Source organism: Yersinia aldovae ATCC 35236 (genome assembly GCF_000173735.1).
Taxonomy (GTDB): Bacteria; Pseudomonadota; Gammaproteobacteria; order Enterobacterales; family Enterobacteriaceae; genus Yersinia; species Yersinia aldovae.
In genome coordinates this window covers 1-16,162 of the sequence record NZ_ACCB01000051.1, presented here as the reverse complement: position 1 = coordinate 16,162, position 16,162 = coordinate 1, and the positions used below count along the sequence as shown (strand labels likewise).

Sequence of the window (16,162 nt, the reverse complement as noted above, 5' to 3'; positions counted from 1 at the left end):
TGAAATTGCCCATTCTGGAGATAAACGCATGTCCCTGCCATTTGATAGAGAGTCTTTTTATCAGCAATTAGAACAGCAACTCAAAACGACCCGTGCTGAAGGACTGTATAAAAACGAGCGGATAATTACGTCTGCGCAGCAAGCTGATATTGCTGTGGCGGATGGTCGCCATGTCATTAATTTCTGTGCCAATAACTATTTGGGTCTGGCAAACCATCCGCAACTGATCGCGGCGGCTAAACAAGGCATGGATACGCATGGCTTTGGTATGGCCTCGGTGCGTTTTATCTGCGGCACCCAAGATACTCATAAAGTTCTGGAACAGAAGCTGGCTGATTTCCTCGGTATGGACGATGCCATCCTTTATTCCTCTTGTTTTGATGCTAACGGCGGTCTATTTGAAACCCTGCTTGGGCCAGAGGATGCCATTATTTCTGATGCGCTGAATCATGCGTCCATCATCGATGGTGTGCGGTTATGTAAAGCCAAGCGCTACCGTTACGCCAATAACGATATGAGCGAACTGGAAATCCAACTAAAGCAGGCTAAAGCAGACGGTGCGCGTCATATTATGATAGCAACCGACGGCGTGTTCTCAATGGATGGCGTCATTGCTAACCTGAAAGGTGTCTGTGATTTAGCCGATGAATATCAGGCGCTGGTAATGGTTGATGACTCCCATGCTGTGGGTTTTGTGGGGGCTAATGGCCGTGGTACTCATGAATACTGTGAAGTGATGGATCGTGTTGATATTATCACCGGTACCTTGGGCAAAGCGCTGGGTGGCGCATCGGGTGGCTATACTGCTGGCCGCAAAGAGGTTATTGAGTGGTTACGTCAACGCTCACGGCCTTATTTGTTCTCAAATTCATTGGCTCCAGCAATAGTAGCGGCCTCAATTAAGGTGTTATCGCTATTGGAAAACGGTGCTGAACTGCGTGATCGCTTATGGGCGAATGCTCGTCTATTCCGCGAAAGAATGAGTGCCGCCGGTTTCACCTTAGCCGGTGCCGATCATGCCATCATCCCTGTGATGTTGGGTGACGCTACATTAGCGCAAGAATTTGCCAATGCGCTGCTGAAAGAAGGGATTTACGTCACTGGGTTCTTCTATCCGGTGGTGCCGAAAGGTCAGGCGCGGATCCGTACCCAGATGTCAGCCGATCATACGCCAGAGCAGGTTGAGCAGGCTGTTGAAGCTTTCATCCGTATTGGCAAACAGCTTAACGTTATTGCGTAAGGAATGTTCATGAAAGCATCATCTATGAAAGCGTTGGCCAAACTGAAAGCAGAAGAAGGGATTTGGATGACTGATGTACCAGTGCCCGAGCTGGGTCACAATGACATCATGATCAAAATTCGCAAAACCGCTATTTGTGGTACTGATGTGCACATCTATAACTGGGATGAATGGTCGCAAAAAACCATCCCAGTTCCGATGGTGGTCGGTCACGAGTATGTGGGTGAAATCGTCGCTATTGGTCAGGAAGTAAAAGGTTTTAATATTGGTGACCGGGTGTCTGGCGAAGGCCATATTACCTGCGGCCATTGCCGTAATTGCCGTGGTGGTCGTACTCATTTGTGCCGCAATACGGTGGGCGTTGGTGTTAATCGTCCTGGCTCTTTTGCCGAGTATTTAGTTATTCCTGCTTTCAATGCATTCAAAATCCCAGACAATATCTCTGATGAATTAGCCGCTATTTTCGACCCCTTCGGTAATGCGGTGCATACCGCGCTGTCATTCGATTTAGTCGGTGAAGATGTATTAGTTTCCGGTGCCGGCCCAATTGGTATCATGGCTGCGGCGGTGTGTAAGCATGTGGGTGCGCGCCATGTTGTTATCACTGATGTGAATGAATACCGCTTGGATCTGGCGCGTAAAATGGGTGTAACCCGCGCAGTTAACGTCAGTAACGAGAATCTAAAAGATGTCATGGCTGACCTGGGTATGACTGAAGGGTTTGATGTCGGTCTGGAAATGTCCGGTGCGCCGCCCGCTTTTCGCACTTTGCTAAGTTCAATGAACCACGGCGGGCGTATTGCGATGTTAGGAATACCACCGTCTGATATGTCGATCGACTGGAATCAGGTGATCTTCAAGGGGCTGTTTATCAAAGGGATTTATGGCCGCGAAATGTTTGAAACTTGGTACAAAATGGCCGCATTGATTCAATCTGGTTTGGATTTAACCCCGATTATCACTCATCGTTTCTCTATTGATGAATTCCAGCAAGGCTTTGATGCGATGCGTTCGGGTAAGTCAGGTAAGGTAATATTAAACTGGGATTAAAATACCCTTCGGCCTTGAAGTTGCTGGGGTGTTGGCTGCGCGCACTCACCCGAATCACTTACTTGTAGTTGACCTTACATGAATAAGCTCATCGGGATGAGTTTGCTGGCCGCCTACCTGCACCTTCAATGACTTTGGGAACGCCCTCCGGCCTTGAAGTTGCAGGATTGAGAGCGGGGCAGTCAGGTGGTGACTGCCCCATTTTACGGATTGTTAGCTTTAGATTCATCGACTGTCGATTTATCAACCGGTGTTACGGGTGCTGCTGGCGGGAAATATTGCTGCCAATGCTTCTGAACAAATGTCACGGCTGGGCTTTGCATCAGGCTCTCACCTAAGATAACAAACATCTTATCGGCGTAGATTTTCTCCGGAACGTAACTGGCTTTGGCATTACATTGTTTGATGGCTTTCAAGCGCTGGTTTTTGGCCGGATCACGCGGTTTAGACTGGCCCGGTGAAACGGTACCGCTGCCACTATTATTATGTACCGGTTCATTCAGCAGCTCACTCGGTCTGACCAATACTATATCGGTAGGTAATTGAGGCAACATCTGTTGCAGCACTTTAATCGTGGCCGGATGCGGATGCCCAATCGCAATCGCAGAACCATTACGGCGTGCCAGCTCTACTGCGCGGTTAAATTGTTGGCGGATCGCGGCTTCATTTTGTGAATCATCTAAAAAGACTTTGCGCTTAATCACTTTGACTCCGGTGCCTTCAGCAGCGCGGCTAGCCTGACTGTTGCCGATGGTCACGCTGTCGAGGAAATAGAGCTGATAGTGTTCCAGCGCCTGCATGACTTTCTGCATCCCAGGCAAGCTGGAGGTCATGGCACTGCCCATGTGGTTATTCATGCCCTTCGCATAAGGAACGTTATTCACAGCCTGGCGAATAATGCGCTGAATCTCTTCGCTACTCATTGATGGTTGTAATGTATCGCGCTCCAGTGGTTGCTTGCTCAGTGGAGCCATTGGCAGATGAATCAGAATTTCGCGCCCTTGATTATGGGCTTTCATCGCCATCTCTTTGGCGTGAGGCGCATTGGGCAGGATAGCCACTGAAATTGGTAGGGGCATTTGTAAGATCTTGTTTTCGTTTTGGGGGCGGTAACCAAAATCATCAATAACGATAGAGAGTTTACCTGCCTGTGCGGCGCTGGCGAGAAGCAGGGTGCTTAAGATAATTAATCGGCGTGGGTTGAAATAATGCAATACGATTTCCCTAACGTTGTTTGCTATCGTCCTAACCAAGGTTGTGGGTTAACAGCTTGCCCTTGGCGGCGGATTTCGAAATAGAGTGATGGCTCGCCCTGGCCGCCACTGGTGCCAACCAATGCGATAGGCTGGCCGGCTTTAACCTGCGCGCCCACATTGACCAGCGCGCTCTGGTTATAGCCATATAAACTCATATCCCCTTTGCCGTGTTCGATAACCACCACCAGGCCATAGCCTTGTAGCCAGTCAGCCAGTAACACGCGGCCATCGGCGATCGCTTTCACTTCGCTGCCTTCCGGCGCGGAGATAACCATACCTTTCCAGCGCAATTCACCTTGCAAAGATTCACCAAAGCGATGAGTTACGTTGCCGCGAACCGGCCAGAGAGCCTGCCCACCAGGGCGACCCAAGCCACCGGTGCGCGCCATCAATGAGCGCTCACTTTCGCTCGGTTTATAGCTGGAACCGGTTTTCTTGGCTTGCTGTTCTTTGGCTTTCACCTGTTCACGCACTCGGGCCGCTTCTTTCGCCTCGCGCTCGGCGCGGGCTTTCGCCTCCCGTTCTGCTTTGGCGATTTGATCACGCAAACGGGTTTCGTTCAATTTTAATTCTGCCAGACCTTGCTGATCTTTTTCCAGCGAGGCCTCCAGCGATGTCAGTTGTTTTTTTACGTGCAGTGCGTGCTTGTTCCAGCTTCTGCTGCTGATTTTTTTGCTCATCCAGCAAGGCTTTTTGTTGATTCTGTTTTTGTTCTAGCGTTTTCTTCTCGGCAGAGAGCTTGAGACGGGTTTGCTTCAGCTCTTCAATGGATTTCTGCCGTGCTTCATTAAGATAACTGAAATACGCCAGAATTCGCTCACTGCGTTGGCTCTCTTCGCCGCTTAAAATAAGCTGCAAACCACTGTGTTGCCCTTGTTTGAAGGCGGCATCGAGTTGTTTGGATAAGATGTTTTTCTGTTCAGTTTGCTGTTTTTGCAGCTTTTCAATCGAGGTGGTGAGGCCAGAGACATCTTTACCCAGCTCCGTCAGGGTACCTTGGGTTTCACGCAGGCTGCGACTGGCCTGAGCGATGGTATTTTCCTGTTGTTTCAGTTGATCGAGTAGTGAGCTGCGTTGCTGTTTCTGTTGCTGAACACTTTTTTCTTTCTCGGCAATATCCTGCTGAATAGTTTTTAGCTGATTTTTGCTTTCTGTGGTTTTTGCGGTGGTTGGGGCATCTGCTGCCATGCCGGATAGCGGCAATAGCAATACGCCAGCGTAAAAAACGCTGACGTACAGTGCTGACCACGGGTGACGCACCAACTGACCTGACAGCCGAAAAATGGTATTTCGGCTGCCGGTGATGGCATCTTCCGTAATCATTGATTTTGCAAATGACGCCTTTTCCCTCATAACGAGGGATTATTCCACGATGAACAGCGGCTTACCAGTCATCTCTTGCGGGATTTCCATTTCCATCAGTGACAGCATGGTTGGGGCGATATCCGAAAGTTTGCCGCCTTCCACGGCTTTAACCCCTTTATTGCCGACATAAATCAGGGGAACAGGCAGGCTGGTGTGGGCGGTGTGAGCCTGGCCAGTCGCCGGGTCACGCATTTGCTCAGCATTGCCGTGGTCAGCGGTGATAAGCAATTGGCCATCAACCGCTTTCACTGCTGCAACCACTTGCTCAATGCAATTATCCAATGTTTCTACTGCTTTGATGGCAGCATCGTAATCACCGGTATGGCCGACCATATCGCCGTTTGGATAGTTACAAATGATCACATCATATTTGCCGCTGCCGATAGCGCCGAGCAGTTTTTCAGTCAATTCTGCGGAGCTCATCTCAGGTTGCAGGTCATAGGTTGCCACTTTGGGCGAGTTAACCAGAATACGGTCTTCACCTTTAAATGGTTCTTCAACGCCGCCGTTATAGAAGAAAGTGACGTGAGCATATTTTTCAGTTTCGGAGATACGAAGCTGGGTTTTGTCATGCTTCATCAACCATTCACCGAAGGTATTCTCCAGTGATGCCGGTGGGTAAGCGCAGGCCACTTTAATATCAGCAGCGTATTCGGTCAGCATGATAAAATCGCCGAAGTTAACCACTTTTTCGCGTTTGAAACCGTCAAAATCGGCATTAACAAAGGTGCGGGTGATTTGTCGCGCACGGTCAGCACGGAAGTTCATAAAGATAAGCGCGTCGCCATCGTTCATGGCAGCGTCAGGTTCGCCTGCGGCCTGAACAACCGTGGGTTTAACGAACTCATCATTTTCCCCGCGAGAGTAGGCGGCTTGCAGGCCCGCCACTGCATTATCAGCGGTAAACTCACCTTTGGCTTGGGTCATCAAGTCGTAGGCCAGTTGCACACGATCCCAGCGGTTATCGCGGTCCATTGCGTAGTAACGGCCAATAATAGACGCAATACGGCCTTTGCCTAGCTCGGTAAATTTATCGGTGAATCGTTTCAGTACGGGTTCAGCACTGCGCGGCGGAGTGTCACGTCCATCGAGGAAAGCGTGTAGGTAAATAGCCGTCGCACCGCGCTTGGCGGCCAGTTCAACCATTGCTAAAATGTGATCTTCGTGGCTATGGACGCCACCGGCAGACAACAGGCCCATGATATGAACGGCTTTGCCCGCTTTAACCGCTTTATCAACGGCTGCGGTCAGTGTCGGGTTGGTAAAGAAGTCACCGTCTTTGATTTCTTTGTCCAAGCGGGTCAAATCCTGATAAACAATGCGCCCGGCCCCCAAATTGACGTGACCGACTTCGGAGTTACCCATCTGTCCGTCCGGCAGGCCAACAGCCAAACCTGAAGCCGCAATCAAAGTATGAGGCTGTTGCTGCCATAAACGATCCATTACCGGCGTTTTAGCATTCAAAATGGCATTATCCTGCTGTTCTTCGCGATGACCGTAGCCATCAAGAATAGTCAGAACCAGTGGTTTTTTAGTGCTCGACATTGCATAACCTTCTTATAAGTATCGATGTTGAATGGCTGTAATTTACTACAAAACCGGCTAAAAATAGCCCAAAGAGATCAACATTGACGTGGGGTTTTGCGTAATTGTCATCATTTAGACGACAAAACTTTCCGAAATGGCTCGCAGTTTCTGCACTCGTGCTTGCTAATTGGCTGTATTTGCCGCAACGCGCAGGTATACTCTGTGACCTTGAATATTATCCCCTAACTAACGGGAGTTTTTACCCCCATGTTGCAAGAAATTATGCAATTCATTAGCCAGCATCCGGTTTTGAGTCTGGCTTGGGTGGCGTTGTTCGTCGCCGTAATTTTCACTACATTCAAAAGTTCTCTCTCTAAAGTTAAAGAGATTACCCGTGGTGAAGCGACGCGTCTGATTAACAAAGAAGATGCGGTTGTGGTTGATATCCGCACGCGTGATGATTATCGCAAAGGCCATATCGCCAGTTCAATTAACCTGCTGCCAAGTGACATTAAAACCGACAATCTGGGCGAGTTGGAAAAGCACAAAGCACAGCCTATTATTGTAGTTTGTGCGATGGGAACAACCTCCCGTGCGTCGGCCGACCTGCTGAATAAAGCCGGTTTTGAGCGTGTATTTACCTTGAAAGACGGTATCTCTGGCTGGAGTGGTGAAAATCTGCCATTGGCGCGCGGTAAGTAATAGCTATATTTGCTTTATCAATAAATTATAACGTTAACTGAGGTCTAATCATGGCGAAGATTGAACTTTATACCAAGGCAACTTGCCCGTTCTGTCATCGTGCCAAGGCACTGCTGAACGCCAAAGGCGCTGCTTTTCAGGAAATCGCAATTGATAATGCTCCGGCCAGGCGTGAAGAGATGATTACGCGCAGCGGGCGGACAACGGTGCCTCAGATATTTATTGATGGGCAGCATATCGGTGGCTGTGATGATTTACATGCCCTGGATGCACGAGGTGGATTGGATCCACTACTTTAACTCGTCAGTCGGCCCCATTGAATCAATGGAAAGAGCCTACGGCGGCAGTGATATTTTAATTAAAGACGTCTAACTAAGGGTATCTATACACATGTCAGAACAAAACAACACAGAGATGGCTTTCCAGATCCAACGTATCTATACCAAGGATATCTCCTTCGAAGCCCCTAATGCTCCGCAGGTTTTCCAGCAGGATTGGCAGCCAGAAGTTAAACTTGATCTTGATACTGCTTCCAGTCAGTTGGCTGACGATGTGTATGAAGTGGTACTGCGTGTTACCGTAACCGCCTCTTTGGGTGAAGAAACTGCATTCCTGTGCGAAGTTCAGCAAGGCGGCATCTTCTCTATCGCAGGTATCGACGGTACTCAACTGGCGCATTGCTTGGGTGCATATTGTCCGAACATTCTGTTCCCGTATGCGCGTGAATGCATCACCAGTCTGGTTTCTCGCGGTACTTTCCCACAACTGAATCTGGCACCGGTAAACTTTGATGCCCTGTTCATGAACTATCTGCAACAGCAGGCTGAAGGCGAAGGTGCTGAACAACGTCAGGATGCCTGATGAACACCACTTCTGCTTCAATGACTGTCATCGGTGCCGGATCTTACGGCACCGCCTTGGCCATTACGCTGGCGCGTAATGGCCATAACGTCGTGTTATGGGGCCATGACCCTAAACATATTCAGGTTTTGCAACACGACCGCTGTAATCAGGCTTTCCTGCCTGATGTTCCTTTCCCTGATACCCTGCTACTGGACACCTCTTTGGCGCGTGCGCTGGCAGCCAGCCGTGATGTACTGGTGGTGGTACCCAGCCATGTCTTCGGGGCGGTACTAAACCAGTTGAAACCGCATTTACGCAAAGATGCGCGGATTGTCTGGGCGACTAAAGGGCTTGAGGCCGAAACAGGCCGTTTGCTTGCGGATGTGGCGCGTGAAGTGCTGGGTGAGACTATCCCGCTGGCTGTGGTTTCCGGCCCGACATTTGCCAAAGAACTCGCAGCCGGTTTGCCTACGGCGATTGCCCTGGCATCCACCGATGCGCAGTTCAGCGAAGACCTGCAACAGCTATTGCATTGTGGCAAAAGTTTCCGGGTTTATAGCAATCCTGATTTTATCGGGGTGCAACTCGGCGGTGCAGTTAAAAACGTCATTGCGATTGGTGCCGGGATGTCTGATGGCATTGGTTTTGGTGCGAATGCGCGTACTGCGTTAATCACCCGTGGCTTGGCTGAAATGACTCGTTTGGGTACCGCTTTGGGCGCTGATCCTTCCACCTTTATGGGCATGGCAGGGTTAGGTGATTTGGTGCTAACCTGTACCGATAACCAGTCCCGTAACCGCCGATTCGGCATTATGTTGGGGCAAGGGTTGGCGGTGCAGGAAGCGCAGGATAAAATTGGTCAAGTGGTTGAAGGCTACCGCAATACCAAGGAAGTTCTGGCATTGGCACAGCGTTATGGTGTTGAAATGCCGATAACTGAGCAGATTTATCAGGTGTTGTATTGTCACAAAAATGCCCGTGAAGCGGCGCTGACCTTGTTGGGTCGGACCAAAAAAGATGAAAAAAGCGGCATCTGATAGGTTAAGTTAATCGGTGGGATAAAATAATAATTACATACCTAACGTCATTGGCGTTGCAGCTAATAGTGCTGCGTCTTCAAGACGTAAGGGTATAGCCGCTTTGGTCGTTCCCTGAAGTGGCTTATTTATGGGCAGGAGTGCGTAATGTCATCAGAAGAGTTAGAACTGGTCTGGAGTAGCATTAAATCAGAAGCAAGAGCACTGGCTGAGTGTGAACCCATGCTGGCTAGCTTTTTCCACGCCACATTATTGAAGCATGAGAATTTAGGCAGTGCGCTGAGCTACATTCTGGCGAATAAACTGGCTAATCCCATCATGCCCGCAATTGCCATCCGTGAGGTGGTAGAAGATGCCTATCGTGCTGATGGGCAGATGATTGTTTCCGCAGCCCGCGATATCCTGGCGGTGCGGTTGCGTGACCCTGCGGTTGATAAATACTCGACGCCGTTGTTGTACCTCAAAGGTTTCCACGCTTTACAGGCTTACCGTATCGGCCATTGGTTGTGGGCGCAGGATCGTAAAGCGTTGGCAATTTACTTGCAAAATCAAGTCTCAGTCGCTTTTGGTGTGGATATCCACCCTGCGGCGACCATCGGTTGCGGTATTATGTTAGACCACGCCACCGGTATCGTGATTGGTGAGACAGCGGTAGTTGAGAATGATGTTTCCATTCTGCAAAACGTTACCCTCGGAGGGACGGGTAAAACTAGCGGTGACCGTCATCCGAAGATCCGTGAAGGAGTGATGATTGGCGCGGGAGCTAAAATTTTGGGTAATATCGAAGTCGGCCGTGGTGCCAAAATTGGTGCCGGGTCAGTGGTATTGCAGGCCGTGCCCGCTCATACCACCGCAGCGGGGGTGCCAGCTCGAATCGTTGGTAAACCTGAGAGTGATAAACCATCGTTGGATATGGATCAGCATTTCAATGGGATGAGCCACGGGTTTGAATACGGCGACGGCATCTAATCTTATCCTTCGTACTTAAAGCTGTAGCTGTGTTAGCCGCACTTACTCACCCGAATCACTTACTTATGTAAGCTCATCGGGATGAGTTCGTTTGCTGCCTTGCTACAACTCCAATTACTTTGGATAGACACCTTTTTATTGAGTTGCCAGCCGACCGCCGACATATTTTGGTCAAAAAAACTACTCTTTCAGTAACGCACCCGGATAACCTAGTTGTCTCCAGGCTTCATATACCACCACTGACACTGCATTTGACAAGTTCATGCTGCGGCTGGCGGCAAGCATTGGAATTCTGATTTTCTGTTGAGCAGGTAATGCATCCAAAACAGTGGGCGGTAGGCCGCGGGTTTCTGGGCCAAACAGCAGATAATCATTTACCTGATAACTCACAGCACTGTGAGCTGGCGTCCCTTTGGTGGTCAGGGCAAATAAGCGGGCAGGCTGGGCGCTATCCAGTTTCTCGCTGTCCAAAAAAGCATGATAATCATGATGATGCTTGATATCGGCAAACTCATGATAATCAAGACCCGCGCGGCGCAGGCGTTTGTCATCCCAGGTGAAACCTAATGGTTTGATCAGATGGAGCTGGCAGCCGGTGTTGGCGCATAACCGGATAATATTACCGGTATTGGGCGGGATTTCGGGTTCAAATAAAACAATATTAAGCATATGTCCCCCAATAATAAGGGGCGCAGGATATCAGAAACCCGCTCTCAGTGCAGCGGTTGCCCGTCCGTCACTGTAAACAAGAATTTAAAAGCAAGGAGCGGAGAGCGAGATGACGGGGTGTTTTGTATGCTGTCGGCAACAGCTAGCAGTAATGGAGTATCCATCATGACATCAGTTAAGAAGCTTATAAGCAGTGATACCGACTCGCGCCACGCCGCCGTGATTCACCGCGATAAAACCGCCGATGGTCAGTTTGTTTACGCCGTAAAAACCACTGGGGTCTATTGCCGCCCATCTTGCGCATCCCGTCAGGCTAAAGCTGCGCATATTGAATTTTTTACTGATAACACCGCGGCTGAATTGGCCGGTTACCGTCCCTGTAAACGTTGCCAGCCAGATTTGTTGCCCCTTGCCCAGCGGCATATTCAACTGATTAGTCAGGCATGTCGATTAATTGAGCAAGCTGAAACGCCCCTCAAGCTGGATGAACTGGCGGCACAATTGAATCTCAGTGCATTCCATTTCCATCGGTTATTTAAAGCCATCACCGGATTGACTCCCAAAGCTTACACCAGTGCTACCCGCAGTGAGCGTGTGCGTAAGCAACTGGCAACGGGCAGCTCGGTTACGGAGGCTATTTTTGCTGCGGGATATCACTCTAACAGCCGATTTTATGAACAATCCAATCAACTGCTGGGGATGACGCCAAGCCGTTACCGCAAGGGAGGGCGTGACACCCTGCTGTATTTTGCGGTGGGCGAAAGTTCTCTGGGTGCGATTCTAGTGGCGAGAAGCGAACTGGGTGTCTGTGCCATTTTATTGGGCGACTCACCGGCGCTGTTAGTGCAACAGTTGCAGGATAAATTTCCACAAGCCGATTTAGTCGGTGGCGATGCTGAGTTTGAGCAATGGGTGGCGCAGGTGGTGGGATTGGTCGAAGCGCCACAACTAGGGCTTGATTTGCCACTGGATATTCGTGGTACGGCCTTCCAGCAGCGGGTATGGCAGGCTTTGCGGGAGATCCCGGTCGGTGAAACTGCCAGCTATGCTGATATCGCCGCGAAAATTGGCTCGCCGAAAGCGATACGTGCTGTCGCCGGAGCATGTGCTGCCAACATGTTGGCGGTGGCTATCCCTTGTCATCGGGTTATTCGCCAGGATGGTGCCTTATCAGGCTACCGCTGGGGTGTGGAACGTAAGAAACGGCTGTTGGAAAAAGAGGCGAAAAAAGCTTGAGGGCCAGCGTACTACTCGATCGGTAATGATCGAGTAGCAGATGACGCATTAAGCTTTTAGCGGATGTAGCGGTAACCAGATGATAAGACGCAAACCACCGAGCGGGCTATCTTCGGCTCGCACCCATCCTCGATGCTGGTTTACGGCGGTTTCGACAATCGCCAATCCCAAGCCAGTACCGCCTGATTGCCGATCGCGCGCTTCATCAGTGCGATAGAATGGCCGGAATATCTGTTCACGATCCTCCGGGCTAACGCCTGGGCCATCATCGTCAACAGTGATTGTGATTCCCTGATTATCCGAGCTGAATGCTACCGCGATGTGGTGATTGGAGTAACGCAGTGCATTACGCACGATATTCTCCAACGCGCTATCCAGGGCCGCTGGGTTGCCAAATAAGGTCCACGACCCCGGCGGTGCGGTCACCTCTAGCGTTTTACCCATCTGATCGGCTTCGAATTGCGCATTTTCCAACACATCTGACCACAATTCGTCAGCGTTGATGGGTTCACGATGTAACTCATTTTTATGCTGGCTACGGGATAACACCAGCAAATCGTTGATCATGCTATCTAACCGCTGTGCCTCCATTTCAATACGTTCCAGCTCCTTGCCTTCACCATGACGACGGCGCATCAGCGCAGTCGCCAGTTGCAAGCGGGTCAGCGGGGTGCGCAACTCATGAGAGATATCGGAAATCAGCCGTTGCTGGGCCACCACCATCCTATCAAGCGCACTGATCATCTGGTTAAAACTGGCTCCCGTAGCTAAAAACTCTTGCGGCCCAGATTCCAATTCAGGATGCTGTTTCAGGTTGCCTCGCGCCACATCATCGGCGGCATTTTTCAACTTGCGTGCCGGTTTCGCCAGGCTCCACGCCAGCCACAATAGCAGCGGCGCACTGATTAGCATGGTGGCAATCAGCAGCAGCAACGGGCGGTCAAACATCAGATTAATAAAATCAGATTGTGGGCTGCTGGCCGGGCGAATCAGATAGAGCTGATAGTTATCTTCTCCATCTCGGATAGAGAAGGGGCCGACTATCTCGACGCGGCCATATTTTTTCTTTTTCGGCTGATCCGAGTTATCCGATTGGCCGATAAAATTGCGTACAATCTGCATCTCGTGACGCTGGGCACCAATAACGCGGCCTTCGGTGGTCACTAATATGAGATGTTGGCCCGGCGGTGCCCATTTCTCGATGGCGCGGTAAAGTCTGCGCCACCACATGAGGTCATTGGCAGGATCGCTGGCCAGCTCTGCTGCGATATGTTGCTCCAGCATCGTTCCCTGACGCTGTTCGCTGTCGAGCAGAGTGGTCATTTGACGCGAATCGAGCTTGGGCACCATCAACACCAGCATCAGAACCAGCGCTAAGGTGAACCAGAAAATAGCAAAAATTCGCGTCGTTAAACTGTTAATCATGTTTCAGATACCATCAAATATCCACGGCCACGCAGGGTTTTAAACCACGGTAGCCCGTCTTTGCGGTCTGGTAATTTACGGCGTAAGTTTGAAATGTGCATATCAATCGCGCGGTCAAATGGTGTCAGCCGTTTCCCTAACACTTCCTGACTGAGATGCTCGCGTGATACCACCTGACCAAGATGCTGGGCTAGCAGGTAGAGTAAGGTAAATTCAGTTCCGGTCAGTTCCAGAGACTGCCCTTCAAAACTGGCTTCCTGACGGCCCGGATTCAATTGCAGGCAATCAACTTCCAGTGTTGGCGCACCCTGATCGACATTTTGCTGCTGTTCACTCCAATTGGAGCGGCGCAGGATGGCGCGAATGCGCGCCACCAGTTCGCGGTCATTAAACGGTTTTGCCAGATAATCATCAGCGCCTAACTCCAGACCCAGCACCCGATCCAGCTCGCTGCCACGGGCAGTCAGCATTATCACCGGTGTCTGATGGTGTTGGCGTAACTCTTTTAACGTTTCGATCCCGTTTTTACGCGGCATCATAATATCAAGTAATAACAAGTCGATAGAACTGTCCAGCAGGTTTAATGCTTGTTCGCCATCATAGGCAACAACAACATTAAAACCTTCCATTTCCAGCAATTCTTTCAACAGCGACGTCAGTTCACGATCATCATCAACTAATAGGATTTTATGCATGATTATTTCTCCTCTTGACGCAAAATACGTTATCAATTGCCGGTATTCCATGACTTTACTTAGCTTTACATGCCCTGACTCCAGTTTTACATCCACTGACGCTTGTTTGCAGCCGGGCAGATAGACTGCTTCTCATTGAATCGCATTGCAGCGAATTGAACAGCACTCAGAACCCTGGAGTTAAATGATGCGCAAAGCAACTAAAGTATCAACGTTAATCATGGCGTCAATGTTAGTTCTCGGCTCATCAGCCGCCTTCGCCATCGATAAGGCCGCGGACACTGAGGGTTGGTGCCACGGTGATGGTGCGATGATGAATAAGAAAGACGGTCGCGGTCACCATAACATGTTTGACGGCGTCAATCTGACTGAGCAACAGCGCCAGCAAATGCGTGACCTGATGCGTCAGTCTCGCCAAGACCAGCCTCGTCTTGATATGGCCGACCGTGAAGCCATGCACAAACTGGTTACGGCCGATAAATTCGACGAAGCTGCTGTAAGAGCACAGGCTGAAAAAATGTCTAAGCAGCAGATTGATCGTCAGGTCGAAATGGCCAAAGTTCGTAACCAAATGTTTAACTTGCTCACGCCAGAGCAAAAAGCTGTCTTGAACCAAAAGCATCAGCAGCGCATTGAGAAAATGCAACAGATGCCAGCAGCGCAACCCTCTTCTGCCCAGAAGTAAGTAGTACCCTGTAACACCCTGTTTTCCTTACCATAGACACCATCCCTGTCTTTCGCCCTCCATGATGGAGGGCTTTTTTTTGTGTGCTGAAAAAAATTATCTATTAAAAACAGCTTGTTGTAAAACTTACAACGTTCAGTAACGCTTTCAAATTTTGTCCAATGTGGACACTTTGTGGACGCTCCTATGCTGCTAATCCGCCCTTTAATGGATTGAGTATAACGGCGTTTTGCAGATAATCTGGTGACAGGTGTGCATAAGCCATTGTTTGCTGGATGTTGGCGTGTCCAAGTATCTGTTGTAGGGCGATAATATTCCCGCCGTTCATCATAAAATGGCTGGCAAAAGTGTGCCGTAATACATGGGTCGCCTGACCGCGCGGCAGGTCTGGTTTTACCATTCGTAGCGTTTCACAGAATTTCCCGTAATCCACTTTGAAAAGCTTCCCACTGGCATTTGTTTTCACTTCTTCCTGCAACTCTGCGGATATGGGGATGGTGCGTTTCTTGCCATTCTTGGTTTCTAAAAAGGTGACGCGGTTATTCACCACTTGAGCGGCGGTCAGCGTGCTGACTTCTCCCCATCTTCCGCCAGTGCTTAAACACAGCAAGGCGATAAGCCGTTCGTCGCCAGATAATACCGCTAACAACCGATTAATTTCTTCTGTATCTAAAAACGTCATGCCCGGATTTTTTTCAGCTAATGGCGGCAAACCATGCTGCGGGTTTTGCCCTGAAAATTCTTCAATCTTTATCAGCGCAGAAAACATGCCTGAGAGCCGATAGAGATCGCGGTTTATCGTGGCGGCACTAATTCCATCAGCCAGACGCTGGCTGCGGTGCTCCATCAATTCCCGTTTAGTCAGTTGACTCACCACTTTGTCCCCTAATGCCGTTAGGGTTTTCATCAGGTGACGCTTTTCAATTGTGCCGTTCTTGAGATTCTGGCCGTGATACAACCACCATGTTTCAACCAAATCACTTAACAGGCGGCGGTCTAACTGTTTGTCCGACCACTCTTTTTTATTGGCGTTAACCATGACATATCGCTCAAAAGCGACGGCCTCGGTCTTTCGGTCAAATTTCCTACGAATGCGACGTCCTTCGCTTCCGCAAGGTCTAATGTCCACTTCAAAACGACCATCATCGAGCTTCTTAATCGCCATAGCGAAGCCCTCCGATGTAGCAGCCAGCGTTAAACCACAACCAGTCTGCATATTGATAACGAATATCTAACCAATTCTCTTTTCTGAGTGGCTTGAGGTGGTTTTCTCTGGCCCACTGTGCGCGATGGCTGGTGCTATGTGTCCCGCTTCTGGAACGGTCTTATTAGTCATCAGCCATAGGGTATATTTTTCGAATAAGGGGTTCGATGTAAGTTGCAAAATTGTGTTTAAACTTGGCTCAGCATGATCTCCTTCATAATTCTTTAAGGTACTTAATGGAATGCCGGTGATTTTGTTA

At 49.7% G+C, this 16,162-nt stretch carries 16 protein-coding genes and 1 pseudogene; 9 read left to right on the top strand and 8 right to left on the bottom strand.

From position 1 onward, the window contains the following. Positions 1–28 precede the first annotated feature (28 nt). Positions 29–1,240 (top strand): glycine C-acetyltransferase, encoded by a 1,212-nt coding sequence (kbl, locus tag YALDO0001_RS17435; RefSeq protein ID WP_042840431.1) that lies wholly within the window; start codon positions 29–31, stop codon positions 1,238–1,240. A 24-nt stretch (positions 1,241–1,264) separates the two neighbouring features. Then, positions 1,265–2,290, top strand: coding sequence for an L-threonine 3-dehydrogenase (gene tdh / locus YALDO0001_RS17430; protein ID WP_004705074.1), 1,026 nt, complete (start codon positions 1,265–1,267; stop codon positions 2,288–2,290). Positions 2,291–2,493: 203 nt separating this feature from the next. Here the strand turns inward: tdh and YALDO0001_RS17425 are convergent, their stop codons facing one another. The 3 genes and pseudogenes from YALDO0001_RS17425 to gpmM all read right to left on the bottom strand — a co-directional run bounded on the left by YALDO0001_RS17425 (position 2,494) and on the right by gpmM (position 6,456). Then, a complete protein-coding gene (locus YALDO0001_RS17425) occupies positions 2,494–3,504 on the bottom strand; it encodes a divergent polysaccharide deacetylase family protein (protein ID WP_004705072.1) in 1,011 nt (336 codons plus the stop codon). A 23-nt stretch (positions 3,505–3,527) separates the two neighbouring features. Next, positions 3,528–4,899 (bottom strand): annotated as a pseudogene (gene envC / locus YALDO0001_RS17420) (murein hydrolase activator EnvC). Between the two features lie 9 nt (positions 4,900–4,908). Continuing rightward, a complete protein-coding gene (gene gpmM, locus YALDO0001_RS17415; RefSeq protein WP_004705065.1) occupies positions 4,909–6,456 on the bottom strand; it encodes a 2,3-bisphosphoglycerate-independent phosphoglycerate mutase in 1,548 nt (515 codons plus the stop codon). A 249-nt stretch (positions 6,457–6,705) separates the two neighbouring features. Between gpmM and YALDO0001_RS17410 the strand changes: the two genes are divergently transcribed. From YALDO0001_RS17410 to cysE, 5 genes are all read left to right on the top strand, one after another. Continuing rightward, on the top strand, positions 6,706–7,140 hold the full coding sequence (locus YALDO0001_RS17410) for a rhodanese-like domain-containing protein (protein WP_004705063.1): 435 nt from the start codon (positions 6,706–6,708) through the stop codon (positions 7,138–7,140). Between the two features lie 50 nt (positions 7,141–7,190). Beyond that, entirely contained in the window at positions 7,191–7,439 is a 249-nt protein-coding gene (gene grxC, locus YALDO0001_RS17405) for a glutaredoxin 3 (protein WP_004705062.1), read from the top strand. A gap of 91 nt (positions 7,440–7,530) precedes the next feature. Then, positions 7,531–8,001 (top strand): protein-export chaperone SecB, encoded by a 471-nt coding sequence (secB, locus tag YALDO0001_RS17400; RefSeq protein ID WP_042840430.1) that lies wholly within the window; start codon positions 7,531–7,533, stop codon positions 7,999–8,001. Continuing rightward, positions 8,001–9,020 carry an NAD(P)H-dependent glycerol-3-phosphate dehydrogenase gene (gpsA, locus tag YALDO0001_RS17395; RefSeq protein WP_004705059.1) on the top strand — a complete coding sequence of 340 codons (1,020 nt, stop codon included), beginning with the start codon at positions 8,001–8,003 and terminating at the stop codon, positions 9,018–9,020. The genes secB and gpsA overlap by 1 nt, the downstream gene beginning before the upstream one ends. 147 nt (positions 9,021–9,167) lie before the next feature. Next, positions 9,168–9,989 (top strand): serine O-acetyltransferase, encoded by an 822-nt coding sequence (cysE, locus tag YALDO0001_RS17390; protein ID WP_004705056.1) that lies wholly within the window; start codon positions 9,168–9,170, stop codon positions 9,987–9,989. Positions 9,990–10,169: 180 nt separating this feature from the next. Here cysE and trmL read toward each other — a convergent pair whose 3' ends face one another. After that, positions 10,170–10,658, bottom strand: coding sequence for a tRNA (uridine(34)/cytosine(34)/5-carboxymethylaminomethyluridine(34)-2'-O)-methyltransferase TrmL (gene trmL, locus YALDO0001_RS17385; protein ID WP_004705053.1), 489 nt, complete (start codon positions 10,656–10,658; stop codon positions 10,170–10,172). 165 nt (positions 10,659–10,823) lie between these two features. On the opposite strand from trmL, the gene ada reads away from it, so the two are divergent. Continuing rightward, the gene (gene ada, locus YALDO0001_RS17380) at positions 10,824–11,894 is read left to right on the top strand and encodes a bifunctional DNA-binding transcriptional regulator/O6-methylguanine-DNA methyltransferase Ada (RefSeq protein ID WP_004705052.1); all 1,071 of its coding nucleotides are present in this window, start codon (positions 10,824–10,826) and stop codon (positions 11,892–11,894) included. A 48-nt stretch (positions 11,895–11,942) separates the two neighbouring features. On the opposite strand, the gene cpxA is transcribed toward ada, so the two are convergent. Together cpxA and cpxR are read right to left on the bottom strand one after the other, a co-directional pair. Then, complete coding sequence (gene cpxA / locus YALDO0001_RS17375; RefSeq protein ID WP_042840429.1) at positions 11,943–13,319, bottom strand: envelope stress sensor histidine kinase CpxA; 1,377 nt, start codon at positions 13,317–13,319, stop codon at positions 11,943–11,945. Continuing rightward, complete coding sequence (gene cpxR, locus YALDO0001_RS17370) at positions 13,316–14,014, bottom strand: envelope stress response regulator transcription factor CpxR (RefSeq protein WP_004876941.1); 699 nt, start codon at positions 14,012–14,014, stop codon at positions 13,316–13,318. The genes cpxA and cpxR overlap by 4 nt, the downstream gene beginning before the upstream one ends. Before the next feature lie 187 nt (positions 14,015–14,201). On the opposite strand from cpxR, the gene cpxP reads away from it, so the two are divergent. Further along, positions 14,202–14,699, top strand: a complete 498-nt coding sequence (gene cpxP / locus YALDO0001_RS17365) for a cell-envelope stress modulator CpxP (RefSeq protein WP_042547281.1) — start codon at positions 14,202–14,204, stop codon at positions 14,697–14,699. Between the two features lie 184 nt (positions 14,700–14,883). Here the strand turns inward: cpxP and YALDO0001_RS17360 are convergent, their stop codons facing one another. Further along, positions 14,884–15,864, bottom strand: coding sequence for a phage integrase (locus YALDO0001_RS17360; protein WP_197082831.1), 981 nt, complete (start codon positions 15,862–15,864; stop codon positions 14,884–14,886). A 66-nt stretch (positions 15,865–15,930) separates the two neighbouring features. Then, the coding region (locus YALDO0001_RS17355; protein ID WP_042840428.1) for a hypothetical protein at positions 15,931–16,162 on the bottom strand (232 nt) is incomplete at its 5' end.

What these genes read in the sequence shown, in the direction of transcription:
- kbl (WP_042840431.1), top strand. Translation starts at nt 29, where the DNA reads ATGTCCCTGCCATTTGATAGAGAGTCTTTTTATCAGCAATTAGAACAG.
- tdh (WP_004705074.1), top strand. Translation starts at nt 1,265, where the DNA reads ATGAAAGCGTTGGCCAAACTGAAAGCAGAAGAAGGGATTTGGATGACT.
- gpmM (WP_004705065.1), bottom strand. Translation starts at nt 6,456, where the DNA reads ATGTCGAGCACTAAAAAACCACTGGTTCTGACTATTCTTGATGGCTAC.
- YALDO0001_RS17410 (WP_004705063.1), top strand. Translation starts at nt 6,706, where the DNA reads ATGTTGCAAGAAATTATGCAATTCATTAGCCAGCATCCGGTTTTGAGT.
- grxC (WP_004705062.1), top strand. Translation starts at nt 7,191, where the DNA reads ATGGCGAAGATTGAACTTTATACCAAGGCAACTTGCCCGTTCTGTCAT.
- secB (WP_042840430.1), top strand. Translation starts at nt 7,531, where the DNA reads ATGTCAGAACAAAACAACACAGAGATGGCTTTCCAGATCCAACGTATC.
- gpsA (WP_004705059.1), top strand. Translation starts at nt 8,001, where the DNA reads ATGAACACCACTTCTGCTTCAATGACTGTCATCGGTGCCGGATCTTAC.
- cysE (WP_004705056.1), top strand. Translation starts at nt 9,168, where the DNA reads ATGTCATCAGAAGAGTTAGAACTGGTCTGGAGTAGCATTAAATCAGAA.
- trmL (WP_004705053.1), bottom strand. Translation starts at nt 10,658, where the DNA reads ATGCTTAATATTGTTTTATTTGAACCCGAAATCCCGCCCAATACCGGT.
- ada (WP_004705052.1), top strand. Translation starts at nt 10,824, where the DNA reads ATGACATCAGTTAAGAAGCTTATAAGCAGTGATACCGACTCGCGCCAC.
- cpxA (WP_042840429.1), bottom strand. Translation starts at nt 13,319, where the DNA reads ATGATTAACAGTTTAACGACGCGAATTTTTGCTATTTTCTGGTTCACC.
- cpxR (WP_004876941.1), bottom strand. Translation starts at nt 14,014, where the DNA reads ATGCATAAAATCCTATTAGTTGATGATGATCGTGAACTGACGTCGCTG.
- cpxP (WP_042547281.1), top strand. Translation starts at nt 14,202, where the DNA reads ATGCGCAAAGCAACTAAAGTATCAACGTTAATCATGGCGTCAATGTTA.
- YALDO0001_RS17360 (WP_197082831.1), bottom strand. Translation starts at nt 15,864, where the DNA reads ATGGCGATTAAGAAGCTCGATGATGGTCGTTTTGAAGTGGACATTAGA.